Raw genomic sequence first — 25,427 nt, 5'->3', positions numbered from 1 at the left:
CGGCCGCGGCGGGCCTCTCGATGACCTGGCATGGGGGAGCCGAGTCGGGCAGTTCGGGAGGACCGGCCGCGGCCGGAGCTGGTGGGTCCGGCGTGGTCAGACCGCTTCCGCGGCCTCCGGCAGGTCGGCGGCGAGCTGGTCGGTCAGATCGGCCACGGCGGTCAGGTCGCCGAAGTCGCGCACCGCGGTGTCGACCGTCTTTCGGATACGAGTGTTCACACGCTCGGAGCGGACCTTCCGGGCGATCTCCATGGCCTGTGAGGCGAAGTCGGTGCTGCGCTCGGGCTCGCGCCGGAGCAGGTGCACGGTGGCCATGCCGATCAGGTTGAGCGCGTACGACCGCTGGTGCTCGGCGTCCTTGGCGAACAGCTCCACCGCCCGCTGCATCAGCGGCTCGGCCAGTGAGGCGTAGGCGGGGCTGCGGCCGGCGACGTAGGCGAGGTCACGGAAGGAGTGGGAGTTCTCCCCGTACAGCTCGGCCTCGGAGAAGAAGCGGATCCAGTCGGGGTCCGGCTCGTCCCACTCGTCGGCCTCCGCGAAGGTGTCCTCGGCCATCCGCACGGCCCGCTTGCACTTGCCGGGCTGGCCCATGTTGGCGTACGCGCGGGCCTCCATCGCATACAGCATGGACTGGGTGCGCGGGCCGGCGCAGTCACGGCTGCCGTACTGCGCGAGGTGGATCAGCTCCAGGGCGTCGTCGGGCCGGCCGAGGTGGATCATCTGGCGGCTCATGCTGGAGAGGACGTACGAGCCGAGCGGTTTGTCGCCGGCCTCCTTGGCGGCGTGCAGGGCGAGCACGAAGTACTTCTGCGCGGTGGGCTGGAGACCGACGTCGTACGACATCCAGCCCGCGAGCTCGGCGAGCTCGGCCGCGACCTTGAAGAGCTTGCGGGCGGTGGCCTCGGGCTGCGGCTCCTGGAGGAGTTCGGTGACCTCGTGGAGCTGCCCGACGACGGCCTTGCGGCGCAGGCCACCGCCGCACTGGGCGTCCCACTGCCGGAACATCCGGGTGGTGGACTCCAGCAGGTCGAGCTCGGGCTTGGACAGCCGGCCTGGCCTGCGGGAGTCCAGCGGCGACTCGGGCTCGGACGGGACCGGCGCGGACGGCGTCGGCACCAGCCAGCGCTGCATGGGCTCGATGAGGGACGGGCCCGCCGACAGGGCCAGCGACGTCCCGAGGAAGCCGCGCCGCGCCAGCATCAGGTCGCTGCGCGAGAACTCGCTGAGTAGGGCCACCGCCTGCGGGCCCGTCCAGGGCAGGTCGACGCCGGACGCGGAGGGTGACTGGCGGGTGGCGCGCAGGCCCAGGTCCTCGACGGAGACCACACAGCCGAAGCGCTCGGAGAACAGCTCGGAGAGGATCCGCGGGATCGGCTCGCGCGGGTTCTCCCCGTCCAGCCAGCGGCGCACCCGGGAGGTGTCGGTGGAGATGTGGTTGGCGCCGAGCTGGCGGGCCCTGCGGTTCACCTGGCGGGCCAGCTCGCCCTTGGACCAGCCGCTGCGCACGAACCACGAGCCGAGCAGCTCGTTGGGGCGCTTGTCAGCGTTCTCTCCGATACCGCCGTTGCCGCCCACTGGAACGCCCCCATCCCTGAGACCACTTGTCGCCGACTGCGCCAAGCCCTATCAGAATGCCGGTAAATACGGCCTCCCGTCCGCCGGTTCTCACCCTTCGAACGAGCCGACGACTTGCCACCGGCATACCCACGGGTGCATGTGCCTTCAGGCCTCGCACACTCACAGTAATCCTACGATCACGGCTCCAGCCATGGCGATCCTTGAAACGCCACCATTCGCCACCCCTTCGAATGAACTCACGGTCGCCCTCTCGCGATTCACTTGACATAGGACGGCCGGAAGTAGGCGGAGTGGAGCGCACTGGGGCGCGCGAGCTGCGGTGCGCGACCCGAAGTGCCGCAAGGCGCCGCCTTGGCCTCGCCGGAGCGGGGGAAGTCGAAGCCGTAGCGTCACGTTCCGCTTCCATCTCGCTCCGTTTCGTAACCACCGGCGCGCTGGACCCGTTGGAGGGGGCATGGGCTTCACGATCGGCGGCATCCGCGAGATCCGCTCCGGCACGCGTCGGCGCGGCCGCACGTCGGAGTGCACCGCCGTCGCCGAGTTCACCGGCCTGTGGGCCTGGGACGTGGTGCCGGGCGCGCGGGCCGCGGCGGGTGCCTGCTCCTGCGGGCGGGCGGACTGCCCGGAGCCGGGCGCGCACCCGCTGGGCTTCGCGGCGCCGGTGCCGGCCGGGGCGACGCTGGACGAGGTGACCAGGGCCTGGTCCGAGTACCCGGGCGCCGCCGTGATGCTGCCCGTCGGCCGCGCCTTCGACGTCATCGAGGTCGCCGAGCCCGCCGGCCGCCGCGCCCTGGTCCGGCTGGAGCGCATGGGGCTCCCGCTCGGCCCGGTCACCGCGACCCCGGACGGCCGCGTCCACTTCTTCGTCGCGCCCGGCGCCGCCGCCGAGCTGCCGAGGCTGCTCTACCGCATGGGCTGGGACGATCCCACCGCCCTGGACCTGCGCGGCCTCGGCCCGGGCACGTACGTCACCGCCCCGCCCTCCGACCGGGGCGGCCTCGGCCCGGTGCGCTGGCTGCGCCCGCCCGCCCTTGACTCGGCGACCCGGCCGCCGGCGGCCCGACTGCTGCTGGGCACCCTGGCGTACGTGGCCCACCGGTCGCGGTCACGCGCCTGACCGACGCGCGCCGTACGAGGCGAGGCGCCGCGTAAGCAGGAGTGCCGCGCGAGGCGGAGCGCCACGCAAGCCGGAGCGCGGGACGCCCCAGAGGCGACGCGCCGGACCGGGACAGGCCGCCCCGACCGGGACAGGCCGCCCGGACCGAGGCGAGGCGCCGGACCGGGACGGGCCCCGGAGCGAGGCGCGGCGCCCCACAGGACGAAGCGCCCGTCCCCAACTGCACCTTGGGGGCGGGCGCTTCTTCGAACCGGCGGGTTCAGGGCCAGGAGGGTTCACTCACCGATCAGCGCGTCCACGAACGCCTCCGGCTCGAACGGCGCCAGGTCGTCCGCGCCCTCGCCGAGCCCGATCAGCTTGACCGGCACGCCCAGCTCCCGCTGGACCGCGACGACGATGCCGCCCTTCGCGGTGCCGTCGAGCTTGGTCAGCACGATGCCGGTGATGTCCACGACCTCCGCGAAGACGCGGGCCTGCACGAGGCCGTTCTGGCCGGTCGTGGCGTCCAGGACGAGCAGCACCTCGTCCAGCGGCGCGTGCTTCTCCACGACCCGCTTGACCTTGCCCAGCTCGTCCATCAGGCCGGTCTTGGTGTGCAGGCGGCCGGCGGTGTCGATGAGGACGACGTCGACCCCCATCTCCTTGCCCTCCTTGACCGCGTCGAAGGCGACGGAGGCCGGGTCGCCGGCCTCGGGGCCGCGCACGGTGTAGGCGCCGACGCGCTCGCCCCAGGTCTGGAGCTGGTCGGCGGCGGCGGCACGGAAGGTGTCGGCGGCGCCGAGCACGACGGTCCGGCCGTCGGCGACCAGGACGCGGGCCAGCTTGCCGGTGGTGGTGGTCTTGCCGGTGCCGTTGACGCCGACGACCATCACGATGCCCGGCTTGCGGTCCTCGGGCTCGGTCCTCACGGTGCGGTCGACGTCGGTGCCGACCAGCTTGAGCAGCTCGTCGCGCAGCAGGCCGCGCAGCTCCACGGGGGTGCGGGTGCCGAGCACCTTGACGCGCTCGCGCAGCCGCTCGACCAGCTCCTGGGTGGGCTGCACACCGACGTCGGCGGTGAGCAGCGTGTCCTCGATCTCCTCCCACGTGTCGTCGTCGAGGTGCTCGCGGGACAGCAGGGTCAGCAGACCCTTGCCCAGGGCGTTCTGCGAGCGGGACAGTCGGGCGCGCAGACGGACCAGCCGGCCTGCGGTGGGCTCCGGGATCTCGATCTCCGGAGCTTCGAGGCCGGGGCCAACGGGGGGCTCCTCCACGACGACCGGCGGGCCGCCCGGGAGATCCACCTCCTCGATCGTCCGGCGCGGTTCGTCGCGCGGCGTCTCGGCCTCGTCGCCGACGTGCGGCTCGGCCGGGGGCGCGGTGATGTCGGGCGCGGCGGGCGGCGGCGGGGGCAGCGGCTTCTTGCGCCGGCTGCCGACGACGAGCCCGCCGAGCGCACCGAGCACGACCACGGCGATGACTACAGCAAGGATGATGGTTTCCATAACCCGTCCAGTATCAGTCATGGGTTCCGCGTGACCCCGCTTGTGTCTTCCTCCGAGGGACAAACGACCCTTTGGGGAATGACTCGGCACAAAGTACGATGGCCGGGGCTCCGTCGACGCGCGTAGAGTCCACCCGTCCCCCTCCCCCACCCCCGAGGCACTCTCCGCATGCGCAAGACAGCCGAGACCGACGGCGCCCTCGAGACCCGCGGCATCGAGCAGGTGCCCGACCACGAGCGCACCGCGCGCACCCGGGGCCTGTTCCCCACCTGGGTCGGCGCCAACATCAGCGTGCTGCTGCTGACCATGGGCGCGAGCCTGGTGGTGGCGTACCACCTGGACATCTGGCAGGCCCTCGTCGTCGCGGTCGCCGCGCCGGTCGTGTCGTACGGCCTGGTCGGTCTGATCGGGATCGCGGGCAAGCGCGGCGGGGCGCCCGGCATGGCGCTGTCGCGCGCGGTGTTCGGGCAGCGCGGCAACCTGCTGCCCGGTGCGCTGATCTGGGTCGCGCGCTGGGGCTGGGAGACGATCAACGCGGTGACCGGCGCCTACGCCATGCTCACCATTCTGGACATCGTGCTCGGCGTCCGCGCCGACGGCGTGCTGGACATGGTGATGCTGCTGGTCTTCGTGGTGGCGACCTTCGCGATCTCCGGCCTGGGCATCAACGCCGTGCAGAAGTGCAACAAGTACGCCACCTACTTCTTCGGCGTCTTCTCGGTGCTGGTGCTGGTGTACCTGGCCGTGCACACCGACTGGTCGAAGGTGACCCACCAGGGCGCCGGCTCCACCGCCGCGGTGATCACCGGTGTCGGCATGATCGCGGCGGGCGGGGTCAGCTGGATCCCGTCGGCGCCCGACTTCACCCGCTACCTGCCGCGCACGGCCTCCTCGAAGGCCATCGTGGGCACGGCGGTGGGCGGCGCCGGGATCGTGGTGCTGCCGATGGTGCTCATGGGCGCGGTGATGGCGGTCTCCACCCCCGACCTGGCCTCGGCCTCCGACCCGGTCTCCTTCGTCGGCGAGATCCTGCCGACCTGGCTGGCCGTGCCGTACCTGCTGATCGCGCTGATCGGCATGCTGCTGATCAACTCGATGTCCATGTACTCGGCGGGCTTCACCGCGCAGACCCTGGGCTTCCGGGTGCCGCGGCACTGGGCGGTCTCGGTCAACGCCGTGATCTCGCTGGTCTTCGGCGGGGTGCTGATGCTGGTGGCGACGAGCTTCCTGGGCTCCTTCATCGCCTTCCTCTCCCTGCTGGCGGTGGCCTTCTCCGCCTGGGTCGGCGTGTTCGGCGCCGACATGCTGCGCCGCACCGAGTACGACGGGCGGGCCATGACGGACACCACCCGCACCAGCGCCTACTGGTACCGGGGCGGCTTCTCCCCCGCCGCGGTGGCGGCCTGGGCGATCGGCCTGGCCGCCGGGCTGATGTTCACCACCTCGGACTGGTTCACCGGACCGCTGGCGAAGAACAACGTCATCGGCGAGTACGGCCTCGGCTGGGTGGCGACCATCGTGATCTCGGGCCTGCTGTACCTGGTGCTGCCGAAGCCGGCGGTGGTGACCGCGGCGCCGGACTCCGAGAGCGCCGGGACCACCGGGTCCGCCGCGTCCGCGGCCGAGACCGCCGAGGAGTCCGCGACGGCCGGTGTCTGACGCCGGACGGGCCGTCCCGTTCCTGGCAATCTGACGACACGTCAGCTACCGTCCCCCTCCAACCGCCGCACCGGAGGGGGACTTCCCATGCCCGTCACGGTCGTACGTTTCAACCTCGTCGAACCCGGTGCCGGCCGTGCCTCGCTCGCCGCCCGCTACCGGGCCGCCCTGGACATGGCCGCGTACGCGGACGGGCACGGGATCACCACCGTGCAGACCGAGGAGCACCACGGCGCCGACAACAACTGGCTGCCCTCGCCGTTCGCCTTCGCGGGCGCGGTGTTCGGGGCGACCCGGAACATCGCGGTCACGGTGTCGGCCGTCATCGGCCCGCTGCACGACCCGCTGCGGCTGGCCGAGGAGATCGCCGTGCTGGACCTGCTGAGCGGCGGGCGGCTGGTGACCGTCGCCGGGATCGGCTACCGGCCCGAGGAGTACGCCCTGTTCGGCGTGGACTGGAAGCGGCGGGGCCGGCTGCAGGACGAGCTGCTGGAGACCCTGCTGAAGGCGTGGACCGGCGAGGAGTTCGAGTACCGGGGCCGTACGGTACGGCTCACCCCGCGCCCGTACACCGACCCGCATCCGCTGCTGCTGGTGGGCGGCTCCTCTCGGGCGGCGGCCCGCCGGGCCGCCCGGCTCGGCCTGCCGTTCTTCCCGAGCGCGCACCTGCCGGAGCTGGAGGCCTACTACAAGGAGCGGCTCGCGGAGTACGGCACCGAGGGCTGGACGATGATGCCGGCCGCCGAGACCCCGCTGCTGCACCTCGCCGAGGACCCGGACCGGGCGTGGGCCGAGTACGGCGGGCACTTCCTGCACGAGGCGCGGACGTACGCCTCCTGGCAGTCGGGGCAGATCCGCTCCGCGGTGCGGTCGGCGGCCACGTCGGTGGCCGAGCTGCGCGCGGAGGGCGTGTACCGGATCCTCACCCCGGACGAGTGCCTGGCGCTGGGCGCGGACAGTCTCGTACTGCATCCCCTGGCGGGGGGCATGCCCGTGGAGGAGGGGTGGCGGAGCCTGCGGCTCCTCGCCGAGCGGGTGCTGCCCGCACTGGGCGGCTGACCGGGGGCTGTACATGAAGGACCGCCGTCCCCGGTCCGGGCAGTGGCCGGGCCGGGGACGGCGGCGAGTACGAGGAGAGGGGCAGCGGGGACTTGGCCCTTCTCCCCGAGTTCACGGGACGGGTCAGCCCATCTCCTCCAGGGCCTTGCCCTTCGTCTCCTTGACGAACTTGAGGACGAACGGGATGGAGAGCGCCGCGAAGACGGTGTAGATGATGTACGTGGCGGACAGGTTCCAGCTGGCCAGCGACGGGAAGCTCGCGGTGATGGCCCAGTTGGCGATCCACTGCGCGGAGGCGGCCACGCCCAGGGCGGCGGCGCGGATCCGGTTCGGGAACATCTCGCCGAGGAAGACCCAGACCACCACGCCCCAGGACAGGGCGAAGAAGAGGACGAACACGTGGGCGGCGATCAGGGCGACCCAGCCCTGGGTGGCGGGGAGCTTGCCGTCGACCAGGTCGTAGGAGAACGCCCACGCCTCCAGCGCCAGGCCGACGACCATGCCGGCCGAGCCGATGAGCGCGAGCGGCTTGCGGCCGATGCGGTCCACGAAGATCATCGCGATCACGGTGCCGACGATGTTGATGATCGACGTCGTGAAGGAGTAGAAGAACGACTGCGTCGGGTCGACGCCGACCGACTGCCACAGCGTCGAGGAGTAGTAGAACGCGACGTTGATGCCGACGAACTGCTGGAAGACCGACAGGCCGATGCCGACCCAGACGATCGGCTTGAAGAAGAAGCCGCCGCCGAGCAGATCCTTGAACGTCGACTTGTGCTCGCTGCGCATCGCGTGCTCGATCTCGCCGACGCGCGCGTCCAGGTCGACGCCCTTGCCCTCGACCTCGGCGAGGATCTCCTTGGCCCGCTCACGCTTGCCGACGGAGAGCAGGAAGCGCGGGGACTCCGGAATCGCGAAGGAGAGCATGCCGTACAGGACGGCGGGGATCACCATCACGCCGAGCATGACCTGCCAGGCCTCGAGGCCCATGAGCTGACCGCGCTGGTTGCCGCCGGCCGCGTTGAGCAGGCCCCAGTTGACGAGCTGGGAGATGGCGATGCCGACGACGATCGCGGCCTGCTGGAAGGAGCCGAGCCGGCCGCGGTAGGCGGGCGGAGCGACCTCGGCGATGTAGGCGGGGCCGATGACGGAGGCCATGCCGATGGCGAACCCGCCGACGATGCGCCAGAAGGCGAGGTCCCACAGCGCGAAGGGCAGCGCCGAGCCGACCGCGCTGATCGTGAACAGGACCGAGGCGATCTGCATGCAGCGGATGCGGCCGATCCGGTCGGCGATGCGGCCGGCGGTGGCCGCGCCGATGGCACAGCCGATCAGGGCGATGGCGATGACCTGCGCAAGAGCGGCGGGACCGATGTTGTAGCGGTCGCGGATGGCCTCGACGGCGCCGTTGATCACCGAGCTGTCGTAGCCGAAGAGGAAACCGCCCATGGCGGCCGCCGCCGCGATGAAGATGACGTGCCCGAGATGTTCGGGGTGAGCCGTCCCGGCTCCTGGCTGAGGTGCCTGCGCTGTGCTGGTCACGTGTACAACTCCTCGGGCCGTCGGCAGCGCTGCCGACGTGGGGGTAAGCCCTTACAGGTGAGACCTGAAGGTAAAAGCAACGTTGCAGAGACTATGCCTTCAAGTTTCGAAGTCAATAGTCTCTGCTCTGTGACTTTGGCGAGACGGCGTGGCGACTTGACTTCAAGAAGTGAAATCACGGCGTAGGACAGATGGCGATAGGTGTAGAGAGCACGTGTCAGCGAAGCCGCTGCGAGATGACCTTCGACACACCATCGCCCTGCATGGACACGCCGTAGAGCGCGTCGGCGACCTCCATGGTGCGCTTCTGGTGCGTGATCACGATGAGCTGCGAGGCCTCCTGCAGCTCCTGCATGATCCGGATCAGCCGCTGGAGGTTGGTGTCGTCCAGCGCCGCCTCGACCTCGTCCATCACGTAGAACGGGCTCGGCCGGGCCTTGAAGATCGACACCAGCAGTGCCACCGCGGTCAGCGACCGTTCGCCGCCCGAGAGCAGGGAGAGCCGCTTGACCTTCTTGCCCGGCGGGCGGGCCTCGACATCCACGCCCGTGGTGAGCATGTTGTCGGGGTCGGTCAGCACGAGCCGGCCCTCGCCGCCCGGGAAGAGACGGCCGAAGACGCCCTCGAACTCGCGGGCCGTGTCCCGGTAGGCCTCGGTGAACACCTGCTCGACGCGTTCGTCCACCTCCTTCACCACCTGAAGCAGATCGGCGCGGGTCTTCTTCAGGTCCTCCAGCTGTTCGCTGAGGAACTTGTGCCGCTCCTCCAGCGCCGCGAACTCCTCCAGTGCCAGCGGGTTGACCTTGCCCAGTTGCTGATAGGCCCGTTCGGCGGCCTTGAGCCGCTTCTCCTGCTCGGCCCGGACGAACGGCCTGGGCCGGTTGCGCGGGTGCTCGGGGTCCTCGGGCAGCTCCTCACCCTCGGCGGCGGGCGAGGGCGGCACGAGCTCGCGCGGGCCGTACTCCGCGACGAGCCCCGCCGGTTCGACACCGAGCTCCTCCAGCGCCTTGGTCTCCAGCTGCTCGATACGCAGCCGCTTCTCCGCTCCGAGTACCTCGCCGCGGTGAACTGAATCCTTCAACTTGTCGAGCTCGCTCTTGAGGTCGCGGCCCGCGCCCCGGGCGGCGGTCAGCTCCTGCTCCCGCAGGGCCTTGGCGGCCTCGGCGGCGGCCCGCTCCCGCTCGGCCCGCTCGAGGGAGACCTCGACATGGGCCAGGAGCTGCCGGGCGCCGAACGCCACGGCCTCGGCGACGGCGGCCTCGTGCCGTAGCCGGGCCCGCCGCTGTTCGGCACGCGCGCGTGCCTCGCGCTCCGCGCGGGCCGCGCGGTCGAGGGAGTCGGCGCGTCCGGCGAGCCCCTTGACCCGCTCCTCGTGGGTCCGTGCCTGGAGCCGGGCCTCCATCTCGGTCTGCCGTGCGTTGGCTCCGTCGGCGGCGAGCCGGTCGCGCACCGAGGTGTCCGGCTCCTCCTCGACCGGCATCTCCTCGGCCACGGCCAGCCGCTCGGCCAGTTCCTCGGCCTCCCCCACGGCCTTCTCCAGCGCCTCCTGCGCGCGGGCGGCGGCCGCGGCGGACCGCTCCGCCTCCCCCGCCGCGCCCCGTGCCTGCCCGGCGAGCCGGCCGAGCTGCTGGGCCACGGACGACTTCTCCCGGTCGGCGGCCCGACGGCGCTCCCCCAGCTCCTCCACGAGCGCGGCGCTCTCACTGCGCCGCTCGGCCGCCGCCCGCTGCGCTCCGGCCAGCTCCTCGCACCGGACGGCCAGCTCGGCCAGCTCGGCGGCGGCCTCGTCCACGGACGCCTGCACCTCCAGCAGGCTGGGCGCCCCGGCCGACCCACCGTGCGCGAAGTGCGCACCGAGCAGGTCGCCCTCGGCGGTGACGGCGGTCAGCTCGGGGCGCGCCTGGACCAGGTCCTCGGCGTCCTCCAAGGTCCCCACGACGACGATCCCGCGCAGCAGCCGCCGCACGGCGGGCATGAGCCCGGCGGGCCCACGAACGAGGTCGGCCGCGAAGGGCGTCCCGCCGGGGTAGGGGAGGGTGTCGTCGCCCGCGGGACGTGCGATCGCGGTGTTCTCGGCGGCCGGCTGGGCGGGGAGGCTGACGGAGCCGCTCGGGTGGGCGGCCCGAGCCGCTTCGGCGGCGGAGCCCGGTCCGCCCGGGTCGGGTGCCGTGCGGATGTTCCCCGTCGTGCGCGCGCCAGTGCGCTCCACGGGTGCCGCCAGGAGCAGGGCGGCGCGGCCGCCGTCCTGTTTGCGCAGGAGTCTGATCGCCTCGGCCGCCGAGGCCGGGGTAGAGACGGCGATCGCGTCCGCCGCGGCGCCGAAGGCGGCGGCCAGGGCGACCTCGTGGCCGGGGGTGACCGTCAGCAGTTCGGCCGCCGGTCCGAGGACTCCGGTGAGCCGGTCCCGGGCGCCGAGCAGTATCCCGGTGCCGTCCTTGCGGCGCAGGCCCAGGGCCAGTGCCTCGTGGCGGGCCTGGGTCGCGGCGCGCCGGCGTTCGGCCGCGGTGACCGCCTCGCGGGCCTCGCCGAGCGCCGACTCGGCCTCGGCGAGCCGCAGCTTGGCCGTCTCGTGCCGCTCGGCCAGCTCCACGTCGTCGGCGTCGAGGCCGTCGACCTCGGCCTTCAGCGTCTCGTACTCCTCCTGGGCGCGGACCGCGCGCTCCTGGGCCTCGTCCCGGGCCGCCGCCAGCCGGTCGATCTCGGCCTGGGCGGACGCGGCGCGCGAGCGGGCCGCGTTGACCTGACCGGAGAGGCGGGCCAGGCCCTCACGGCGGTCGGCGATGGCGCGCGCGACGTCCTTGAGCCGGCGCTCCTCCACCGCGAGTTCGCGCTCCAGTTCGGCGCGGTGGGAGACGGTGTCGTCCAGGGCCCGCTGGGCCGCCTCCAGGGCCGCCTCCAGCTCGGCCTCCTGTTCACGGATCCGGGCGGCCTCGCGCTCCATGTCCTCGGGGTCGCGGCCGCGCCGCTCCTCGGGGGGCGCGGAGGTGGCGCTCTTGACCCGGGCGTCCGCGAGCGAGATGGTGCCGCGCACCCGTTCGGCCAGCTGGGACAGCTCGTACCAGGCCTGCTGGGCCCGTTGCAGGCGCGGGCTGAGCCGGCGCACCTCGTCCTCCAGCAGTGCCTCCCGCTGGAGCGCCTTGCGCAGCTCCTGCTCGGCGGCCTCCTTGCGCTCCTTCAGCGCCGCCTCGTCGGCGATCTCGGCCGCCAGCGCCTCGCGCAGCCGGACGAGGTCGTCGGCGAGCAGCCGCAGCCGGGCGTCGCGCAGGTCGGCCTGGATGACGGCGGCCCGGCGGGCGACCGCCGCCTGCCGGCCGAGCGGCTTCAGCTGGCGGCGCAACTCGTCGGTGAGGTCCTGCACGCGCGCGAGGTTGGCCTTCATCGCGTCCAGTTTCCTGAGCGCCTTCTCCTTGCGCTTGCGGTGCTTGAGGACACCGGCCGCCTCCTCGATGAAGGCGCGGCGGCCCATCGGATCGGCGTGCAGGACGGAGTCGAGCTGACCCTGGCCGACGATGACGTGCATCTCGCGGCCGATGCCGGAGTCGGAGAGCAGTTCCTGGATGTCGAGCAGCCGGCAGGTGTCGCCGTTGATCTGGTACTCGCTGCCGCCGTTGCGGAACATGATCCGCGTGATGGTGACCTCGGCGTACTCGATGGGCAGCGCCCCGTCGGAGTTGTCGATGGTCAGGGACACCTCGGCGCGGCCGAGCGGCGGCCGCCCGGTGGTGCCGGCGAAGATGACGTCCTCCATCTTGCCGCCGCGCAGCGACTTGGCGCCCTGCTCGCCCATGACCCAGCTCAGCGCGTCCACGACGTTGGACTTGCCCGAGCCGTTCGGGCCGACGACGCAGGTGATCCCCGGCTCGAACCGGAGCGTGGTCGCGGAGGCGAACGACTTGAATCCGCGGAGGGTCAGGGCCTTGAGGTGCACGGCGCTGGACTCTACCCGGCGCCGCTATCCCACTCCACGAACACTCGCAACCGCACGGTTTCGCCATTGAACAGACAGGGCACACCAGACGTTAAGACAGTGAAAGGATGCGCGGGGGAAAGAAAGAAAGAAGGGACGCCGAAGCGTCCCTTGCAACTCTGACAACCGGGTTGCGATTGCCTGACACTGTGCGGTTGATACGGGCACCCCAACCGCTGCGTGTGCTGTCGTGGAGCAATGCAGCGATCAGGTGAGCGCAGGCTCCGCCTGGTGTGCGTCGATGCTCTCCATGATCCTGTCGTGAGAAGCGGCAGCCGTCAGCGCCTCGTTCTCCGCCTGGATGCGTCCGAGTTCGGATTCCAGGTCCTGTACGCGCTGCTGGAGCCGTCGCATCTCGGCGAGGAGTCGCGGGTCGGAGCCGCCGACGTAACCGAGAAGCGCCTTTGCCATGATGGATGGTCCTCCACAATGAGTGACCGACCGATGCGGTTGGGTCGTGAGGGATTCGCACCCGTGGTGCTTGGCACACTGGGTGTTGCTCTGCGGTTCTTACATGCCAAACAGCTAAGGTGCGCGGGGCTTTCAGCGTCTCACCAAAAAGTTTGACGGTCAACACGATCACGCCCTGTATTGGTGGGCGAACCCGGCGCGCGCGGCCGTCCGGCGGCGGCGCTGCTGTTTCCACGGGGCCCTCAGGGCGTGACGATCAGCTGTTCCAGCGGAGCCTGCCACGCCACGCCCTTCTTGGCAACCACCAGGCCATTTCTGCTTGGGGCATATGCCTCTGACACCTTGCACCCCCGGGGCCTGCGGGGATTTACAGAATCGGTTCAGCGGATGGCGAAGCCGTCGTAGCCGCCACGGGGTGTGTCCCAGATCTCGGTGACTCCGTCGACGCGTCCGGGCGTGTCGTCGCCCTGGAGCCAGTCGAGCAGTCCCTCGCAGCCGTGCCGCGCGCCCTCGGCGACGACCTGCACGCGGCCGTCGCCCAGATTGAGAGCAAAACCACTCAAGCCGCCGATCTCCAGCGCCTTGGCCCGCGTGAACCAGCGGAAACCCACACCTTGGACGCGTCCGCGCACCCAGGCGACCAGTCGAACATCCTCGCTCATGGGTGCAACCTAACCGGCCGGTGTCGTCTGGGACACATCCCGCCCGGGAGCGATGCGGTACCGTCCAAAACCAATGAATCTCATATGAAACTCGCTCGATCGAGTGAGTTCGGTTGGCCAGAGGGAGTCACCGCCACCAGGGGACGGGTCGACCGCGGACGAGGAAGAGGGCAAGGGCATGGGACGCCACCGACGCTCCGCCGCCGGCCGCGCCGCCAAGGGCCGCGCCAACGGGGTCACGCACACGTACGACTCGGCGACGGGCGGCGAGCACCCACTGGACTCGTCCGCCGGTGAGCGGCCCAGGGGCATCGCGCCCTACCTGAACCCGGAGGCGTACGCCGAGACCAACGCCGCGAGCACGGCGTACCTCTACGCGACCGGCGACGAGCCGTCGCCGTCCCCCGCCGGGAACGGCTTCCCCCTGGACGACGGCCGCTCCGCCGGCGACCACTTCGGGGCGAGCGCCTTCAGGGCGGACGACTCCGCGCCGGACGACTTCGGGACGGACGACTCCCCGGCTTTCGGCTTCGCTCAGTACGGCGACCCCTCGGACTGGAACGACTTCGCGTCGGACCGCGACCCCTCCGACGTTCACGGGCGCCGCAAGAAGGCCGGGAGGCCGGTACGCAGCAGCCTGCTCGGGATATCCGCCGCCGTGGCGCTCGCCGGTACGGCGGCGGTGGCCACCGGCATGGTGCCCGGCCTGCAGAACTACCAGCTCGGCGGCGCCACGCACACCACGGGCGGCGACCGGGTACAGGCCGGGGCCTCCCCCGGCAACACGGCCGCCGAGCAGGGCGGCACCTCGGGCACCGCGACCGGGCCGTCCGGCGGCTCGGCCACGAGCGGCGCCACCCGCCACCCGGCCTCGCCGCCCGCGGCGCCGAAGCCGTCGGCCTCCGCCTCCAGGTCCGCCTCGGCGTCCCCCTCCCCGTCGAAGACGGCCACGAAGGCGCCGACGAAGACGCCCACCCGGGTGCCGTCGAGGCCGGCCTCGACGAAGCCGGCTCCGGCCGGTACGGCGGCCGCGCCCGCACCCTCCCGTACGGCGGGCAAGGCGCCCACGGCGAGCACGCCGCCGGTGACGGTCTCGCGCGAGAACGCGGTCGAGGCGGAGGTGCTGAAGCTCGTCAACGAGGAGCGGGCCAAGGTCGGGTGCAGCGCACTGGCGGCGAACTCCTCGCTGTCCAAGCTGGCCGAGACGTTCAGCGGTGACATGGCCGCGCGGGGCTTCTTCGACCACACCGACCCCGACGGGGCCTCCCCGTGGGACCGGGCGGCGAAGGCCGGCGTCACCGACCTCGGCGGCGAGAACATAGCCCGCGGCCAGGCGGACGCGGCGGCCGTGATGGCCGCGTGGATGAACAGCCCCGGCCACCGTGCCAACATACTGAACTGCGACTACAAGACCCTGGGGGTCGGCGTCCACTTCGGCTCCGGCGGCCCTTGGTGGACGCAGGACTTCGGCTATTGAGATAACCGCAGGTCAGCGCCCTAGAAGGTGTCCTGAGCCGTCTCAGGGCCGTCATCGGTAGCCATCCTTTCCACTCACCGGCTGTTCAGGCGGGCTCGAAGGACAGCCCCGGCGCCGACTGGGCCACGGTGTAGGGCCGGAATCCGGGATCGGCGAGGATGCGGTACAGGAACTCCGTGGCGGTCATCTCGTAACGGTGCCAGTTCTCGGAGTCCTCCGTCTTGGCGAGGACCGGCCATGCGTCGATCGGGCCGTCCGTGACCTGCCAGTAGAACGCATCGGCCGCACGCGACATACCCCAGGGAATCAGGCCCCCCGTCTTCCCGGGCGCATGGATCCGGTAGGGCGCGAACGGGCCGTCCGAACTGTCGTCATTCGACAGCAGTAGGCGCCACGTCCTCAACAGATCTGCCACGCGGGTCTCGTCGGCGCACAGCACCGACACCACCTGCGAGAACTCCCCGGCACCGAAAGCCTGGCACAACTGCTTGTAGTCCCTGGGGAGTAAAAACCTCTCCTGCTTGTCCACGGGTATGCCAGCCTGTTGATCCGTGTTGTACAGCAGAGATGACCACGACCACACCGACCGCAGGCGATCGACGCCAACCGTCGGTGCCACGTGACCAGCGTGCATCACCTCGGTGACCGTCGCGCCCATGGCAGTAGAGCTCGTTCCGCCCGGCAGGGCTTCGGCTCCGATTCGTGAGAGGTCGGATGGCAGTCACCCCGCCCCGGTCCGCCGGGGTGCTCGATCGGTGGGCTCTGAACCGTGCCTTTCTCGCGCGTCAGTTGTTGCTGGCGCGGTGGGCGATGCCGGCGGAGGAGGCGCTGGAGCGGCTCGTGGGGCTGCAGGCTCAGGCGCCCGTGCCGCCGTACTTCGGCCTGTGGACCCGGCTGGCCGGTTTCCGTCCCGCCGAGCTGGCCGGACTGCTCACCGAGCGGCGGGCCGTGCGGATCGCGCTGATGCGGGGCACCGTCCATCTGGTCACCGCCGCCGACTGCCGCCGGCTCCGGCCCTGTCTCCAGCCGTTCATGGAACGGAGTCTGGCCACCACCTTCGGCAAGGAACTCGACGGACTGGATCCGGCCGAGGTCGCGGCGGCCGGGCGGGCGCTCCTGGAACGGTCCCCGCTGACCGTCGGCGACCTGAGCGCCGCACTGCGGGAGACCTGGCCCGACCGCTCCGCCGCGGCGCTCGGCAACGTCGTGCGCAATCTGCTGCCGGTCGTCCAGACACCTCCCCGCGGCGTCTGGGGCCGAAGCGGGCGGACGACGTACGCCACCGCGGAGGACTGGCTCGGCGCCCCGCTGGATGCCGAGCCCGACCTGGACTCCCTGGTCCTGCGCTACCTGGCCGCGTTCGGCCCCGCCACCGTCAGGGACGTGCAGGCGTGGTCGGGGCTCACCCGGCTGCGGGCGGTGATCGAGCGCCTGCGCCCGCGGCTGGTCTCCTTCCGTGACGAGGAGGGCCGGGAGCTGTGGGACCTGCCCGGCGCACCGCGCCCGGACGCCGGCACACCCGCGCCGGTGCGCTACCTGGCCCCCTACGACAACGCGATCCTCTCCCACGCGGACCGCACCCGGATCATCGGCGACCAGCACCGCAGGGCCATCGCGACGAGGAACGGCCTGATTCCCGGGACGATCCTGGTCGACGGGTTCGTCGCCGGGATGTGGCGGATCGACGGCGCGGGCGGGGCGACGACCCTCGACGTCCAGCTCTTCCATCCGGTGAGCGGGCACCGGCGCGTCGAGCTGGAGGAGGAGGGGGAACGGCTCCTGCTCTTCGCCGCGGACGGCGTCGCGGGGTGCGAACTGCGGATCGCCGACGCCTGAGGGCGGGGCGGGAATCCCCGCCGGCCGCGCCTGTGCGCTCGCCACCGCCGCCGCCACCACGCCCGCGCCCGCCCGCGGCACTGCTCCCGCCCCTGCCCGCGCCCTACGCCGCGGCGCGGCCCAGGGCGAAGGTGCGGGCCGTTTCGGTCACCCGGCGGCCGAGGTGTTCGGCGGTGGCGATGTCCGCCTTGTGGACGGCGTCCGGGCCCTCGTCGACGTTGGTCTGGGCGGCGGCGCCGGCGAAGACGCCGAGGCGGTTGAGGTCGTGCTCGGAGGCCTCGCTGCTGTTCCAGCCGGGGTGCAGGCCGAGGTTGATCCAGTGCATGCCGTGCTGGCCGGCGAGGATCTGGAAGAACTGCAGGGTGTGCAGCTTGTCGCCGCTCTTGGAGCCGGAGTTGGTGAAGCCGGCGGCCAGCTTGTCCTTCCAGTCCTGGCCGAACCAGCGCTTGGAGGAGGCCTCGGCGAAGACGTGGAAGGCGCCGGAGGCGGTGCCCATGTAGGTGGGCGAGCCGAAGACGATCGCGTCGGAGCGGTCGAGCGTCTCCCACTGCTCGTCGGTGATCTCGTCGACGTTGATCAGGTGCACCTCGGCGCCGGCGTCGGCGGCGCCCGTGCGCACGGCCTCGGCGAGCACGGCGGTGTGGCCGTAGCCGGAGTGGTAGGCGATGGAGACGACGGGGGTGGTCACGATGGGGCTCCTCGAACACACGGAAGTCGGAACGTGGCACAGAGGCGGCCCGGGTGGGCAGCTCAACGCCACTGACGAAAGGAAAGCACTAACTTCTAGTTAGTGCAACCTGTCGGTCAGCGCTGCACTGGCGTACGCTCGTGCTATGAGCGGCATCACCGAGGAGCAGCAGGGGCAGGACGACCTCGCGTACAACGTGTTCGCCAAGGCCTGCCCGTCGCGCGGCACACTGGAGCACGTCACGGGCCGCTGGGGCGGACTGACGCTCGGCGCGCTGTACGAGGGCTCGCTGCGCTTCAACGAGCTGCGCCGCCGGGTGGACGGTGTGAGCGAGAAGATGCTGTCGCAGACCCTGCACGCGCTGGAGCGCGACGGCCTGGTGCACCGCGAGGCGCAGCCCACCAACCCGCCCCGCGTCGACTACGAACTGACCCCCCTGGGCCGCCGGGTCGCCGAGCGGCTGCTCGCCCTCATCCACTGCGTGGAGGGCTCGATGGACGACGTGCTCGCGGCCCGCGTGCGTTACGACGGGACGCGCGGCGGCCTCTGACACTTCGGGCAGAAGTAGCTGGACCGGTTCATCCACGGCCGGCGCCGCATCGGCGTACCGCACCGCCTGCACGGCAGTCCCTCACGCCCGTACGCGTCCAGGGACCGGTCGAAGTAGCCCGACTCCCCGTTGACGTTGACGTACAGGCTGTCGAAGCTGGTGCCGCCGACGGCCAGCGCCGCGTTCATCACGTCCCGGACGTGTCCGAGCAGTTCGGCCGTGACCGGGCGGGTGAGGTTCGCCGTCGGGCGTTCGTAGTGGATGCGCGCGCGCCACAGCGCCTCGTCCGCGTAGATGTTGCCGACCCCGCTGATCAGCGACTGGTCGAGCAGGGCCCGCTTGACGGTGGTCCGCTTGCGGCGCAGCGCGACGGCGAACGCCTCGTCGTCGAACAGCGGGTCCAGGGGGTCGCGGGCGATGTGCGCGATGACGTCGGGCAGGCCGTCGGGGGTGTTGTCGTGCAGCGACAGGCCGCCGAAGGTGCGCTGGTCCACGAAGCGCAGCTCGGTGCCGAGGCCGTCGGCGAACCGGACCCGGATGCGCAGGTGCTTCTCGTCCGGCGCCTGGTGCTGCTGCACCAGCAGCTGGCCGCTCATGCCCAGGTGGGCCAGGACGGACTGGTTGGTCTCCTCCAGCGGCAGCCACAGGTACTTGCCGCGCCGGCTGGGCGTGCCGATGTGGTGACCCTTGAGACGGTGCGCGAAGTCGTCGGCGCCGGCGACGTGCCGGCGCACCGCGCGCGGGTGCAGCACCTCGACGTCCGCGACCGTGCGGTGGGCGACCCACCGCTCCAGGCCGCGCCGGACGACCTCGACCTCGGGCAACTCAGGCATCGACAACCCCCGTACGGACCGGTGGGACGAACCGAGCGCCCGCCCGGAGTGGAGACTCCGGGCGGGCGCTCGGGTGGTGCTCGGATCAGGCGGGCGCGGACGACGTGTCGTCCTCGGCGGCCTCCTTGGCCGCCTTGGCCCGCTCGTCCGCCGCGGCCCGGATGGACCGCCACGCGGACTCGGCGGCCTGCTGCTCCGCCTCTTTCTTGCTGCGGCCGGTGCCGGTGCCGTACGAGACGCCTCCGACGCGGGCGGCAGCAGTGAAGATCTTCTCGTGGTCGGGGCCGGTCTCCGTGACCAGGTACTCGGGCACGCCGAGCCCCTCGATCGCGGTCAGCTCCTGGAGACTGGTCTTCCAGTCCAGGCCGGCTCCGAGGTTCGAGGACTTCTCGATCAGCGGGTCGAACAGGCGGTGCACCAGTTCGGAGGCCGCGTCGAGGCCCTGGTCGAGATAGACCGCGCCGATCACCGCTTCGAGGGTGTCGGCAAGGATGGACGCCTTGTCCCGGCCGCCCGTGCCCTCTTCACCCCGGCCGAGCCGGATGAAGGCGCCCAGGTCGAGACCGCGACCCACTTCCGCCAGCGCACGCGAGTTGACCACCGCGGCCCTGAGCTTGGCCAGCTGGCCCTCGGGGAGATCGGGGTGGGTGCGGTACAGCGTGTCCGTGACGACGAGCCCGAGGACGGAGTCACCGAGGAACTCCAGCCGCTCGTTCGTCGGCAGACCGCCGTTCTCGTACGCGTAGGAACGGTGGGTCAGCGCACGCACCAGAAGGGCGGACTCGACGTGGTAGCCGAGCCGCCCTTCCAGAAGCGTGTGGGACGAGGCCTGATTGTCCAATTTCTTCTTGGCGGGTGCGTCCGCCGGGGCGTCTTCCGCCTTCTTGGGACTGGACACAGTGCCTCTCACCAGCCCGCTCAGACTTCGAGGACCTGGCGCTTGTTGTAGGTGCCGCAAGACGGGCACGCGATGTGCTGCTGCTTGGGCTCGTGGCAGCGCTCGCACGCAACCAGGGTGGGGACCGCAGCCTTCCACTGCGACCGGCGGTGGCGCGTGTTGCTGCGCGACATCTTCCGCTTCGGAACAGCCACGGCTACTTCTCCTGCTTCTCGTCGACGCCCGCTTCCGCGTCAGCGCCGCTCATCTCGTCCTTCTCGCCGTCTTCGAGTGAACCGGCGAGTCCCTGCAAAGCCGCCCAACGGATGTCGACGGCGTCGTGATGGTGGTCCGGGTCGTCCGCGAGCCGCGCTCCGCACTCGGAGCACAGGCCCTGGCAGTCTTCCTGGCACACCGGCTGCATCGGCAGTGCGAGCACCACCGCATCGCGCAGCAGAGGTTCGAGGTCGAACAAGCCGTCCTCGAGATAGAACCTGTCCTCGTCGTCCTCGGCGTCGTCGCCCGGTTCCGCGATCACGCGGCCCCGGTCGTCGGCGTCAGGGTACGAGAACAGTTCCTGGAAGTCCGCTTCGAGCTCCAGCCCGACCGGCTCCAGACACCTTACGCACTCCCCCTCGGCCTGTGCACGGGCGGTGCCTGTGACGAGCACCCCTTCCATGACCGACTCGAGCCGGAGTTCGAGCTCCACCGGCGCGCCTTCCGGCACTCCGATGACCCCCTGGATGCCGAGATCGGCGGGAGCGTCGATCGTGCGGTTCAGGCGCTGCAGCGCGCCAGGACGCCGACCCAGCTCGTGTGTGTCGAACACGAGGGGGTTGCGGTGGTCGAGGCGGGCGTTGGAAGCCATTCCTGCTTTCGATCTTCGAGCTCGGAGGGCCGCCGCCCGCGATGTCGGGGCAGCGGTGATCGCGGACGTAGGCGCGACCGAACAGCCAGGATACTGGACCTTTCGCTCAGGGCCCAATCCGGTGGTCGTCCCGCCGACCGGCCGCCGTCGCGGCTACAGTCCCCGGCCCTGTTCGTACGCGCGCAGCTGCTCCGCGCTGATCATGCCGGTGTCGAACAGACTGGTCTCGTCGAGGGCGTAACCCTGCGTGGACTGGTGCGCCGGCTGCTGCTGCGCCTGCTGCGGGTCGTAGGCCGCCTGCTGCGGGTCGTACCCCTGGAAGGAGCCGTCGGCGGCCTGCGCGTAGCCGGCGGCCGCGTAGGGGTCGGCCTGCTGGTAGCCGTACGGGTCCTGCTGGACGTAGTCCGGCTGCTGCGGGAAGCCCCCGTACGGGTCGGGCTGCTGCTGGTAGCCGTAGGCGGGCTGCGGCTCGTAGGACGGCTGGGCCGGCGGTTCCGGCCGGCTCGGCTGCTGGGCCGGTGCCGGGCGCTCGGCCGGGGTGTCCGCGAGGGCCGCGAGGTCGGCGAGGTAGTCGGCGTCGCTGGAGTGCTGGAAGGTCGTGGTGTCGTCGGCGAGGGCGCCCAGGTCGTCGGTGGCGATCCGGCCGTGCAGCTTCTGCCGGCCGCGGCCCACCGCCTCCAGGGTCTTGGCGAGGACCGCCTCGAACGCGCCCAGCTTGGCGTCGACGTACGCGTCGGCGTTGTGGCGCAGGGTCTCCGGGTCCTGGCTGCGCTCGGGGGCGTCCTCGTCCTCGTAGCCGTTCTCGTCGAGACCGGGGCCGGTGCCGAGCAGCTTCTCGCGGCCGCGGCCGACCGAGCCGAGGGTCTTGGTGAGCACGACCTCGAAGTTGGCGAGCTTGGAGTCGACGTAGTCGTCGGCGTCGGCGCGGACCTCCTCGGCCTCCCGGCGGGCCTCGTCGAGGATCCGGTCGGCCTCGGCCTGGGAGCGGCGCGCGATCTCGGTGTCGGAGACCAGGGAGCCGCGCTCCGCGTGCGCGCTCTCGATGATCCGGCCGGCCTCCATGCGGGCCTGCTCGACCATCTGCTCACGGTCGCCGATCAGCTCCTGCGCCTGCGCGAGGGAACCCGGCAGCGCCTGGCGCACCTCTTCGAGCAACGCGAGCAGCTCGGCGCGGTTGACCACGCACGAGGCCGACATCGGCATGGACCGGGCGCCGGAGACCGTGGAGACGATCTCGTCGAGCTTCTTCTGGACGTCCACCTGTGCTCGCCACTCTCTACAGCTGTGTTGGAGACGGACGGGACGACTGTAGCCCGTTCAGTCCTTGCGCAGACGCCCGTTGAGGGCCTGGAGGACGGGCGCGGGCACGAGGTGGGAGACGTCGCCGCCCCAGGCCGCGACCTCCTTGACGAGCGAGGAGGACAGGAAGCTGTACGTCGGGTTGGTCGGCACGAACAGCGTCTCGACGCCGGTGAGGCCGTTGTTCATCTGGGCCATCTGCAGTTCGTAGTCGAAGTCGCTGACGGCGCGCAGGCCCTTGACGATGGCGGGGATGTCGCGCTGCTTGCAGAAGTCGACGAGCAGGCCGTGGAAGGACTCGACGCGGACGTTGCCGTACTCGGCGGTGACCTCGCGGATCAGCTCGATCCGCTCCTCGATCTCGAACAGGCCCTTCTTGGACTGGTTGATCATCACCGCTACGTACACCTCGTCGTACAGACGGGAGGCACGGGCGATGATGTCGAGGTGTCCGTTGGTGATCGGGTCGAACGACCCGGGACAGACGGCGCGGCGCACTTGTGATCCCTCGCTCTCCGGTCCGGTCATCGTGCGTCTTCGCACGTAGAGGCGGCGCGACCGTACCAAAACGTTCCCTCGCCGTAACGGCGGGCCCGGATCGGCTCGAAGCCGTCGGGCCAGCGGAATTCACCGCCTCTGGTGCTGCGCTCCACGGTGACGAGCGCTTGCTCAGCGAGCCAGCCCTCCGAGTGGAGTGTGAGCAGGATCTCGCGAAGATCGTGATCCGTGACCGCGTACGGGGGGTCGAGGAAGACGAGGTCGTAGGGCTCGGCGGGCGGTGCGGTACGGACGACTTGTTCCGCTTTGCCCGCCCGTACCTCGGCGCCGGGCAGGCCCAGGTTCCGCACGTTCTCCCGGACGGTCCTCGCCGCGCGGGCGTCGGCCTCCACCAGCAGGGTGTGGCTCGCGCCCCGGGAGAGGGCTTCGAGGCCCACGGCTCCGGAGCCGGCGTAGAGGTCCAGGACGCGTTCGCCGTCCAGGGGGCCGCCGAGGAGGGACTGCCAGGTGGAGAAGAGGCCCTCGCGTGCGCGGTCGGAGGTGGGGCGGGTTCCGGTGCCCGGGGGTACGGACAGGCGCCGTCCGCCGGCCCGGCCGGCGATCACGCGGGTCATGTGGGGTCCTTCTTCGTGGGCGGTTTTTCGTTCATTGTGGCCGGTCGTCCGGGCCCCGCGCCCCTGCGGGGCCGCGGCGGCTCAGCCCTTCTCCAGGTACTGCTCCCGCTCCTCGTCCAGCAGGGCGTCCAGGGCCGTCCGCAGGCCCGGCAGCCGCTCCAGCTCCGGATCGGCCGCCACCAGCGCCGCCGCCTCCTCCCGGGCCTCCGCGATGACCTCCTCGTCCTCGATGACCGCGAGGACCCTCAGGCTGGATCGGACACCGGACTGCGCCTGGCCGAGGACGTCGCCCTCGCGGCGCTGTTCGAGGTCGATGCGGGAGAGCTCGAAGCCGTCGAGGGTGGAGGCGACGGCGTTCAGCCGCTGGCGGGCCGCGCTCGCCTCGGGCATCTCGCTGACCAGGAGGCAGAGTCCGGGGGCAGCTCCGCGGCCGACCCGGCCGCGGAGCTGGTGGAGCTGGGAGACGCCGAAGCGGTCGGCGTCCATGATGACCATGGCCGTGGCGTTGGGGACGTTGACACCGACCTCGATGACCGTGGTGGCGACCAGGACGTCGGTCTCGCCCGCGGCGAAACGGCGCATCACCGCGTCCTTGTCGTCGGGGTGCATCCTGCCGTGCAGGACCTCGACCCGCAGGCCCTGGAGGGGGCCGCGGCCGAGCTGTTCGGCGATGTCGAGGACGGCGAGCGGCGGGCGCTTCTCCGCTTCGTCCTCGGGGGACTTGCGCGCCTTCTTCGGGTCGCCGGCCCCGTCGGTCTCGTCGGTGTCGTCGCCGATGCGGGGGCAGACGACGTACGCCTGGTGGCCGCCCGTCACCTCCTCGCGCACCCGCTCCCAGGCGCGGGCCAGGAAGTGGGGCTTGTCGGCGGCGGGGACCACGTGGGTGGCGATCGGGGAGCGGCCGGCCGGGAGCTGGTCGAGGACCGAGGTCTCCAGGTCGCCGAAGACGGTCATGGCGACCGTGCGGGGAATGGGGGTGGCGGTCATGACCAGCAGGTGCGGCGGCTGCTTGCCCTTGCCGCGCAGGGCATCGCGCTGCTCGACGCCGAAGCGGTGCTGTTCGTCCACGACGACGAGGCCGAGGTCGTGGAACTGCACCTTGTCCTCGATCAGCGCGTGGGTGCCGATCACGATGCCGGCCTCCCCGGTGACGAGGTCGAGCAGTGCCTGGCGGCGGGCGGCGGCCCCCATGGACCCGGTGAGCAGCACCACCTTGGTGCCGTGCTCGGCGCCGCCCAGCATGCCGCCCTCGGCGAGCTCGCCCATCATCTCGGTGACCGACCGGTGGTGCTGCTGGGCGAGCACCTCGGTGGGCGCGAGCATGGCCGCCTGTCCCCCGGCGTCGACCACGGCGAGCATGGCGCGCAGGGCCACCAACGTCTTTCCGCTTCCCACCTCGCCCTGGAGCAGGCGGTGCATCGGGTGGTCGGTGGCGAGGTCGGTGAAGATCTCCGCGGAGACCTTCTTCTGGCCGTCGGTGAGGGTGAAGGGGAGGCGGTCGTCGAAGGCCGTGAGGATGCCGTCCGGGCGGGCGGTGCGGGGGACGGCCGGGAGCTGGGTGTCGGCGTGGCGGCGGCGGGCCAGGGCCACTTGGAGGACGAACGCCTCGTCCCACTTCAGGCGGGAGCGGGCGTCGGCGATGTCGGCCTTGGTGTGCGGACGGTGGATCTTGAGCAGGGCCTCGGGGAGGGTGACCAGGCCCCGGCCCTCACGGAGGGAGGCGGGCAGCGGGTCGACGGCCTCCTGGGCGCTGGGCAGCACCGTCTGCACGGCCTTGCCGATCTTCCAGGACTCCAGCTTGGCGGTGGCGGGGTAGATCGGGATGAGGGTGCCCGCCCAGGTCTCGACGGCCTCCTCGCTGTCGCCCTTGAGCAGTTCGTAGGCCGGGTGGGCGAGTTGGAGGCGGCGGTTGAAGACGGAGACCTTGCCGGCGAACATCGCGCGGGTCCCGGGCAGCAGCTCCTTGTGCGGCTTGTGCACGCCGTTGCCGAAGAAGACCAGCTGGAGCCGGCCGCTGCCGTCGGTGATCGTGACCTCCAGGCGCTGGCCCTTGCCCCGGGGCGCCTTGGCGGACGCGAAGGAGTGCAGGCGGGCGTCGGCGACCTGGGCGACCACCGTGACGTGCTCGTCCATGGGGAGGTCGGCGAGGTGGGTGAGCTGGCCGCGCTCCTCGTACCGCCGCGGGTAGTGGTGCAGGAGGTCGCCCACGGTGTGCAGGCCGAGGTGCTCGGCCATCACCTTCGCGGTGGCGGGGCCGAGCACTGACTTCAGTGGCTGTTTCAGTGGTTCTTCCAGTGCGGGCACGAGATCCATTGCACACCACGGCGGTGACAATGCCGTAGACGCCGTCCTGCGCGTTCGCCGCCGAATGCTGTGAACGTCTGGGAAACCGCTGGTCAGGTGGCACG

22 protein-coding genes are annotated in these 25,427 nt (G+C 71.5%); 6 read left to right on the top strand and 16 right to left on the bottom strand.

Translation table 11 applies throughout. The features are described from left to right. Positions 1 to 96: 96 nt before the first annotated feature. A complete protein-coding gene (locus B446_RS26375; RefSeq protein WP_020942476.1) occupies positions 97 to 1,575 on the bottom strand; it encodes a hypothetical protein in 1,479 nt (492 codons plus the stop codon). A gap of 457 nt (positions 1,576 to 2,032) precedes the next feature. On the opposite strand from B446_RS26375, the gene B446_RS26370 reads away from it, so the two are divergent. Beyond that, positions 2,033 to 2,695 (top strand): bifunctional DNA primase/polymerase, encoded by a 663-nt coding sequence (locus B446_RS26370; RefSeq protein ID WP_020942475.1) that lies wholly within the window; start codon positions 2,033 to 2,035, stop codon positions 2,693 to 2,695. Positions 2,696 to 2,970: 275 nt separating this feature from the next. Here B446_RS26370 and ftsY read toward each other — a convergent pair whose 3' ends face one another. Further along, entirely contained in the window at positions 2,971 to 4,179 is a 1,209-nt protein-coding gene (ftsY, locus tag B446_RS26365) for a signal recognition particle-docking protein FtsY (RefSeq protein ID WP_020942474.1), read from the bottom strand. A gap of 168 nt (positions 4,180 to 4,347) precedes the next feature. On the opposite strand from ftsY, the gene B446_RS26360 reads away from it, so the two are divergent. Both B446_RS26360 and B446_RS26355 read left to right on the top strand, forming a co-directional pair. Further along, positions 4,348 to 5,838: a cytosine permease gene (locus tag B446_RS26360; RefSeq protein ID WP_020942473.1), complete on the top strand. Its 1,491-nt coding sequence runs from the start codon at positions 4,348 to 4,350 to the stop codon at positions 5,836 to 5,838. 87 nt (positions 5,839 to 5,925) lie between these two features. Next, entirely contained in the window at positions 5,926 to 6,897 is a 972-nt protein-coding gene (locus tag B446_RS26355; protein WP_020942472.1) for an LLM class flavin-dependent oxidoreductase, read from the top strand. A 123-nt stretch (positions 6,898 to 7,020) separates the two neighbouring features. On the opposite strand, the gene B446_RS26350 is transcribed toward B446_RS26355, so the two are convergent. The 4 genes from B446_RS26350 to B446_RS26335 all read right to left on the bottom strand — a co-directional run bounded on the left by B446_RS26350 (position 7,021) and on the right by B446_RS26335 (position 13,479). After that, a complete protein-coding gene (locus B446_RS26350) occupies positions 7,021 to 8,439 on the bottom strand; it encodes a sugar porter family MFS transporter (protein WP_020942471.1) in 1,419 nt (472 codons plus the stop codon). A 217-nt stretch (positions 8,440 to 8,656) separates the two neighbouring features. Next, positions 8,657 to 12,367 (bottom strand): AAA family ATPase, encoded by a 3,711-nt coding sequence (locus B446_RS26345; RefSeq protein ID WP_020942470.1) that lies wholly within the window; start codon positions 12,365 to 12,367, stop codon positions 8,657 to 8,659. 246 nt (positions 12,368 to 12,613) lie between these two features. Continuing rightward, positions 12,614 to 12,817 (bottom strand): hypothetical protein, encoded by a 204-nt coding sequence (locus B446_RS26340; protein ID WP_020942469.1) that lies wholly within the window; start codon positions 12,815 to 12,817, stop codon positions 12,614 to 12,616. A 380-nt stretch (positions 12,818 to 13,197) separates the two neighbouring features. Next, on the bottom strand, positions 13,198 to 13,479 hold the full coding sequence (locus B446_RS26335; protein WP_020942468.1) for an acylphosphatase: 282 nt from the start codon (positions 13,477 to 13,479) through the stop codon (positions 13,198 to 13,200). Positions 13,480 to 13,657: 178 nt separating this feature from the next. Here B446_RS26335 and B446_RS26330 point away from each other — a divergent pair, with 178 nt between their 5' ends. Continuing rightward, positions 13,658 to 14,956 carry a CAP domain-containing protein gene (locus B446_RS26330; RefSeq protein ID WP_020942467.1) on the top strand — a complete coding sequence of 433 codons (1,299 nt, stop codon included), beginning with the start codon at positions 13,658 to 13,660 and terminating at the stop codon, positions 14,954 to 14,956. A gap of 85 nt (positions 14,957 to 15,041) precedes the next feature. Here B446_RS26330 and B446_RS26325 read toward each other — a convergent pair whose 3' ends face one another. Next, the gene (locus B446_RS26325) at positions 15,042 to 15,614 is read right to left on the bottom strand and encodes a hypothetical protein (protein ID WP_020942466.1); all 573 of its coding nucleotides are present in this window, start codon (positions 15,612 to 15,614) and stop codon (positions 15,042 to 15,044) included. Positions 15,615 to 15,766: 152 nt separating this feature from the next. Here B446_RS26325 and B446_RS26320 point away from each other — a divergent pair, with 152 nt between their 5' ends. Next, on the top strand, positions 15,767 to 16,792 hold the full coding sequence (locus B446_RS26320; RefSeq protein WP_020942465.1) for a winged helix DNA-binding domain-containing protein: 1,026 nt from the start codon (positions 15,767 to 15,769) through the stop codon (positions 16,790 to 16,792). Between the two features lie 103 nt (positions 16,793 to 16,895). On the opposite strand, the gene B446_RS26315 is transcribed toward B446_RS26320, so the two are convergent. Next, the gene (locus B446_RS26315; protein WP_020942464.1) at positions 16,896 to 17,480 is read right to left on the bottom strand and encodes a flavodoxin family protein; all 585 of its coding nucleotides are present in this window, start codon (positions 17,478 to 17,480) and stop codon (positions 16,896 to 16,898) included. Positions 17,481 to 17,625: 145 nt separating this feature from the next. Between B446_RS26315 and B446_RS26310 the strand changes: the two genes are divergently transcribed. After that, positions 17,626 to 18,030: a winged helix-turn-helix transcriptional regulator gene (locus B446_RS26310; protein WP_020942463.1), complete on the top strand. Its 405-nt coding sequence runs from the start codon at positions 17,626 to 17,628 to the stop codon at positions 18,028 to 18,030. Here the strand turns inward: B446_RS26310 and mutM are convergent. The 8 genes from mutM to recG form a co-directional block, all read right to left on the bottom strand. After that, on the bottom strand, positions 18,003 to 18,863 hold the full coding sequence (gene mutM, locus B446_RS26305) for a bifunctional DNA-formamidopyrimidine glycosylase/DNA-(apurinic or apyrimidinic site) lyase (protein ID WP_020942462.1): 861 nt from the start codon (positions 18,861 to 18,863) through the stop codon (positions 18,003 to 18,005). The genes B446_RS26310 and mutM overlap by 28 nt on opposite strands. Before the next feature lie 85 nt (positions 18,864 to 18,948). Beyond that, entirely contained in the window at positions 18,949 to 19,773 is an 825-nt protein-coding gene (rnc, locus tag B446_RS26300) for a ribonuclease III (protein WP_193384500.1), read from the bottom strand. 8 nt (positions 19,774 to 19,781) lie between these two features. After that, the gene (rpmF, locus tag B446_RS26295) at positions 19,782 to 19,955 is read right to left on the bottom strand and encodes a 50S ribosomal protein L32 (protein WP_003951102.1); all 174 of its coding nucleotides are present in this window, start codon (positions 19,953 to 19,955) and stop codon (positions 19,782 to 19,784) included. 2 nt (positions 19,956 to 19,957) lie between these two features. Beyond that, a complete protein-coding gene (locus tag B446_RS26290) occupies positions 19,958 to 20,608 on the bottom strand; it encodes a YceD family protein (protein WP_020942460.1) in 651 nt (216 codons plus the stop codon). Between the two features lie 153 nt (positions 20,609 to 20,761). Beyond that, positions 20,762 to 21,868 (bottom strand): ATP synthase F0 subunit B, encoded by a 1,107-nt coding sequence (locus B446_RS26285; protein ID WP_020942459.1) that lies wholly within the window; start codon positions 21,866 to 21,868, stop codon positions 20,762 to 20,764. Positions 21,869 to 21,925: 57 nt separating this feature from the next. Then, positions 21,926 to 22,405 (bottom strand): pantetheine-phosphate adenylyltransferase, encoded by a 480-nt coding sequence (coaD, locus tag B446_RS26280; protein WP_020942458.1) that lies wholly within the window; start codon positions 22,403 to 22,405, stop codon positions 21,926 to 21,928. A gap of 26 nt (positions 22,406 to 22,431) precedes the next feature. Further along, positions 22,432 to 23,019 (bottom strand): 16S rRNA (guanine(966)-N(2))-methyltransferase RsmD, encoded by a 588-nt coding sequence (gene rsmD, locus B446_RS26275; protein WP_020942457.1) that lies wholly within the window; start codon positions 23,017 to 23,019, stop codon positions 22,432 to 22,434. An 81-nt stretch (positions 23,020 to 23,100) separates the two neighbouring features. After that, complete coding sequence (gene recG, locus B446_RS26270) at positions 23,101 to 25,332, bottom strand: ATP-dependent DNA helicase RecG (RefSeq protein ID WP_043476481.1); 2,232 nt, start codon at positions 25,330 to 25,332, stop codon at positions 23,101 to 23,103. Positions 25,333 to 25,427: the final 95 nt, after the last annotated feature.

The organism is Streptomyces collinus Tu 365 (genome assembly GCF_000444875.1).
In the GTDB taxonomy this organism is placed as follows: Bacteria; Actinomycetota; Actinomycetes; order Streptomycetales; family Streptomycetaceae; genus Streptomyces; species Streptomyces collinus_A.
The sequence above is the reverse complement of the archived record's forward strand: the minus strand, read 5'-3'. Positions and strand labels throughout refer to the sequence as shown.

Excerpts from the sequence above, each read along its gene's own strand:
- B446_RS26290 (WP_020942460.1), bottom strand. The coding sequence starts at position 20,608 with ATGGCTTCCAACGCCCGCCTCGACCACCGCAACCCCCTCGTGTTCGAC.
- B446_RS26340 (WP_020942469.1), bottom strand. The coding sequence starts at position 12,817 with ATGGCAAAGGCGCTTCTCGGTTACGTCGGCGGCTCCGACCCGCGACTC.
- mutM (WP_020942462.1), bottom strand. The coding sequence starts at position 18,863 with ATGCCTGAGTTGCCCGAGGTCGAGGTCGTCCGGCGCGGCCTGGAGCGG.
- recG (WP_043476481.1), bottom strand. The coding sequence starts at position 25,332 with ATGGATCTCGTGCCCGCACTGGAAGAACCACTGAAACAGCCACTGAAG.
- B446_RS26355 (WP_020942472.1), top strand. The coding sequence starts at position 5,926 with ATGCCCGTCACGGTCGTACGTTTCAACCTCGTCGAACCCGGTGCCGGC.
- B446_RS26310 (WP_020942463.1), top strand. The coding sequence starts at position 17,626 with ATGAGCGGCATCACCGAGGAGCAGCAGGGGCAGGACGACCTCGCGTAC.
- B446_RS26325 (WP_020942466.1), bottom strand. The coding sequence starts at position 15,614 with ATGGGCGCGACGGTCACCGAGGTGATGCACGCTGGTCACGTGGCACCG.
- B446_RS26335 (WP_020942468.1), bottom strand. The coding sequence starts at position 13,479 with ATGAGCGAGGATGTTCGACTGGTCGCCTGGGTGCGCGGACGCGTCCAA.
- B446_RS26360 (WP_020942473.1), top strand. The coding sequence starts at position 4,348 with ATGCGCAAGACAGCCGAGACCGACGGCGCCCTCGAGACCCGCGGCATC.
- B446_RS26330 (WP_020942467.1), top strand. The coding sequence starts at position 13,658 with ATGGGACGCCACCGACGCTCCGCCGCCGGCCGCGCCGCCAAGGGCCGC.
- B446_RS26320 (WP_020942465.1), top strand. The coding sequence starts at position 15,767 with ATGCCGGCGGAGGAGGCGCTGGAGCGGCTCGTGGGGCTGCAGGCTCAG.
- B446_RS26370 (WP_020942475.1), top strand. The coding sequence starts at position 2,033 with ATGGGCTTCACGATCGGCGGCATCCGCGAGATCCGCTCCGGCACGCGT.
- ftsY (WP_020942474.1), bottom strand. The coding sequence starts at position 4,179 with ATGGAAACCATCATCCTTGCTGTAGTCATCGCCGTGGTCGTGCTCGGT.
- rsmD (WP_020942457.1), bottom strand. The coding sequence starts at position 23,019 with ATGACCCGCGTGATCGCCGGCCGGGCCGGCGGACGGCGCCTGTCCGTA.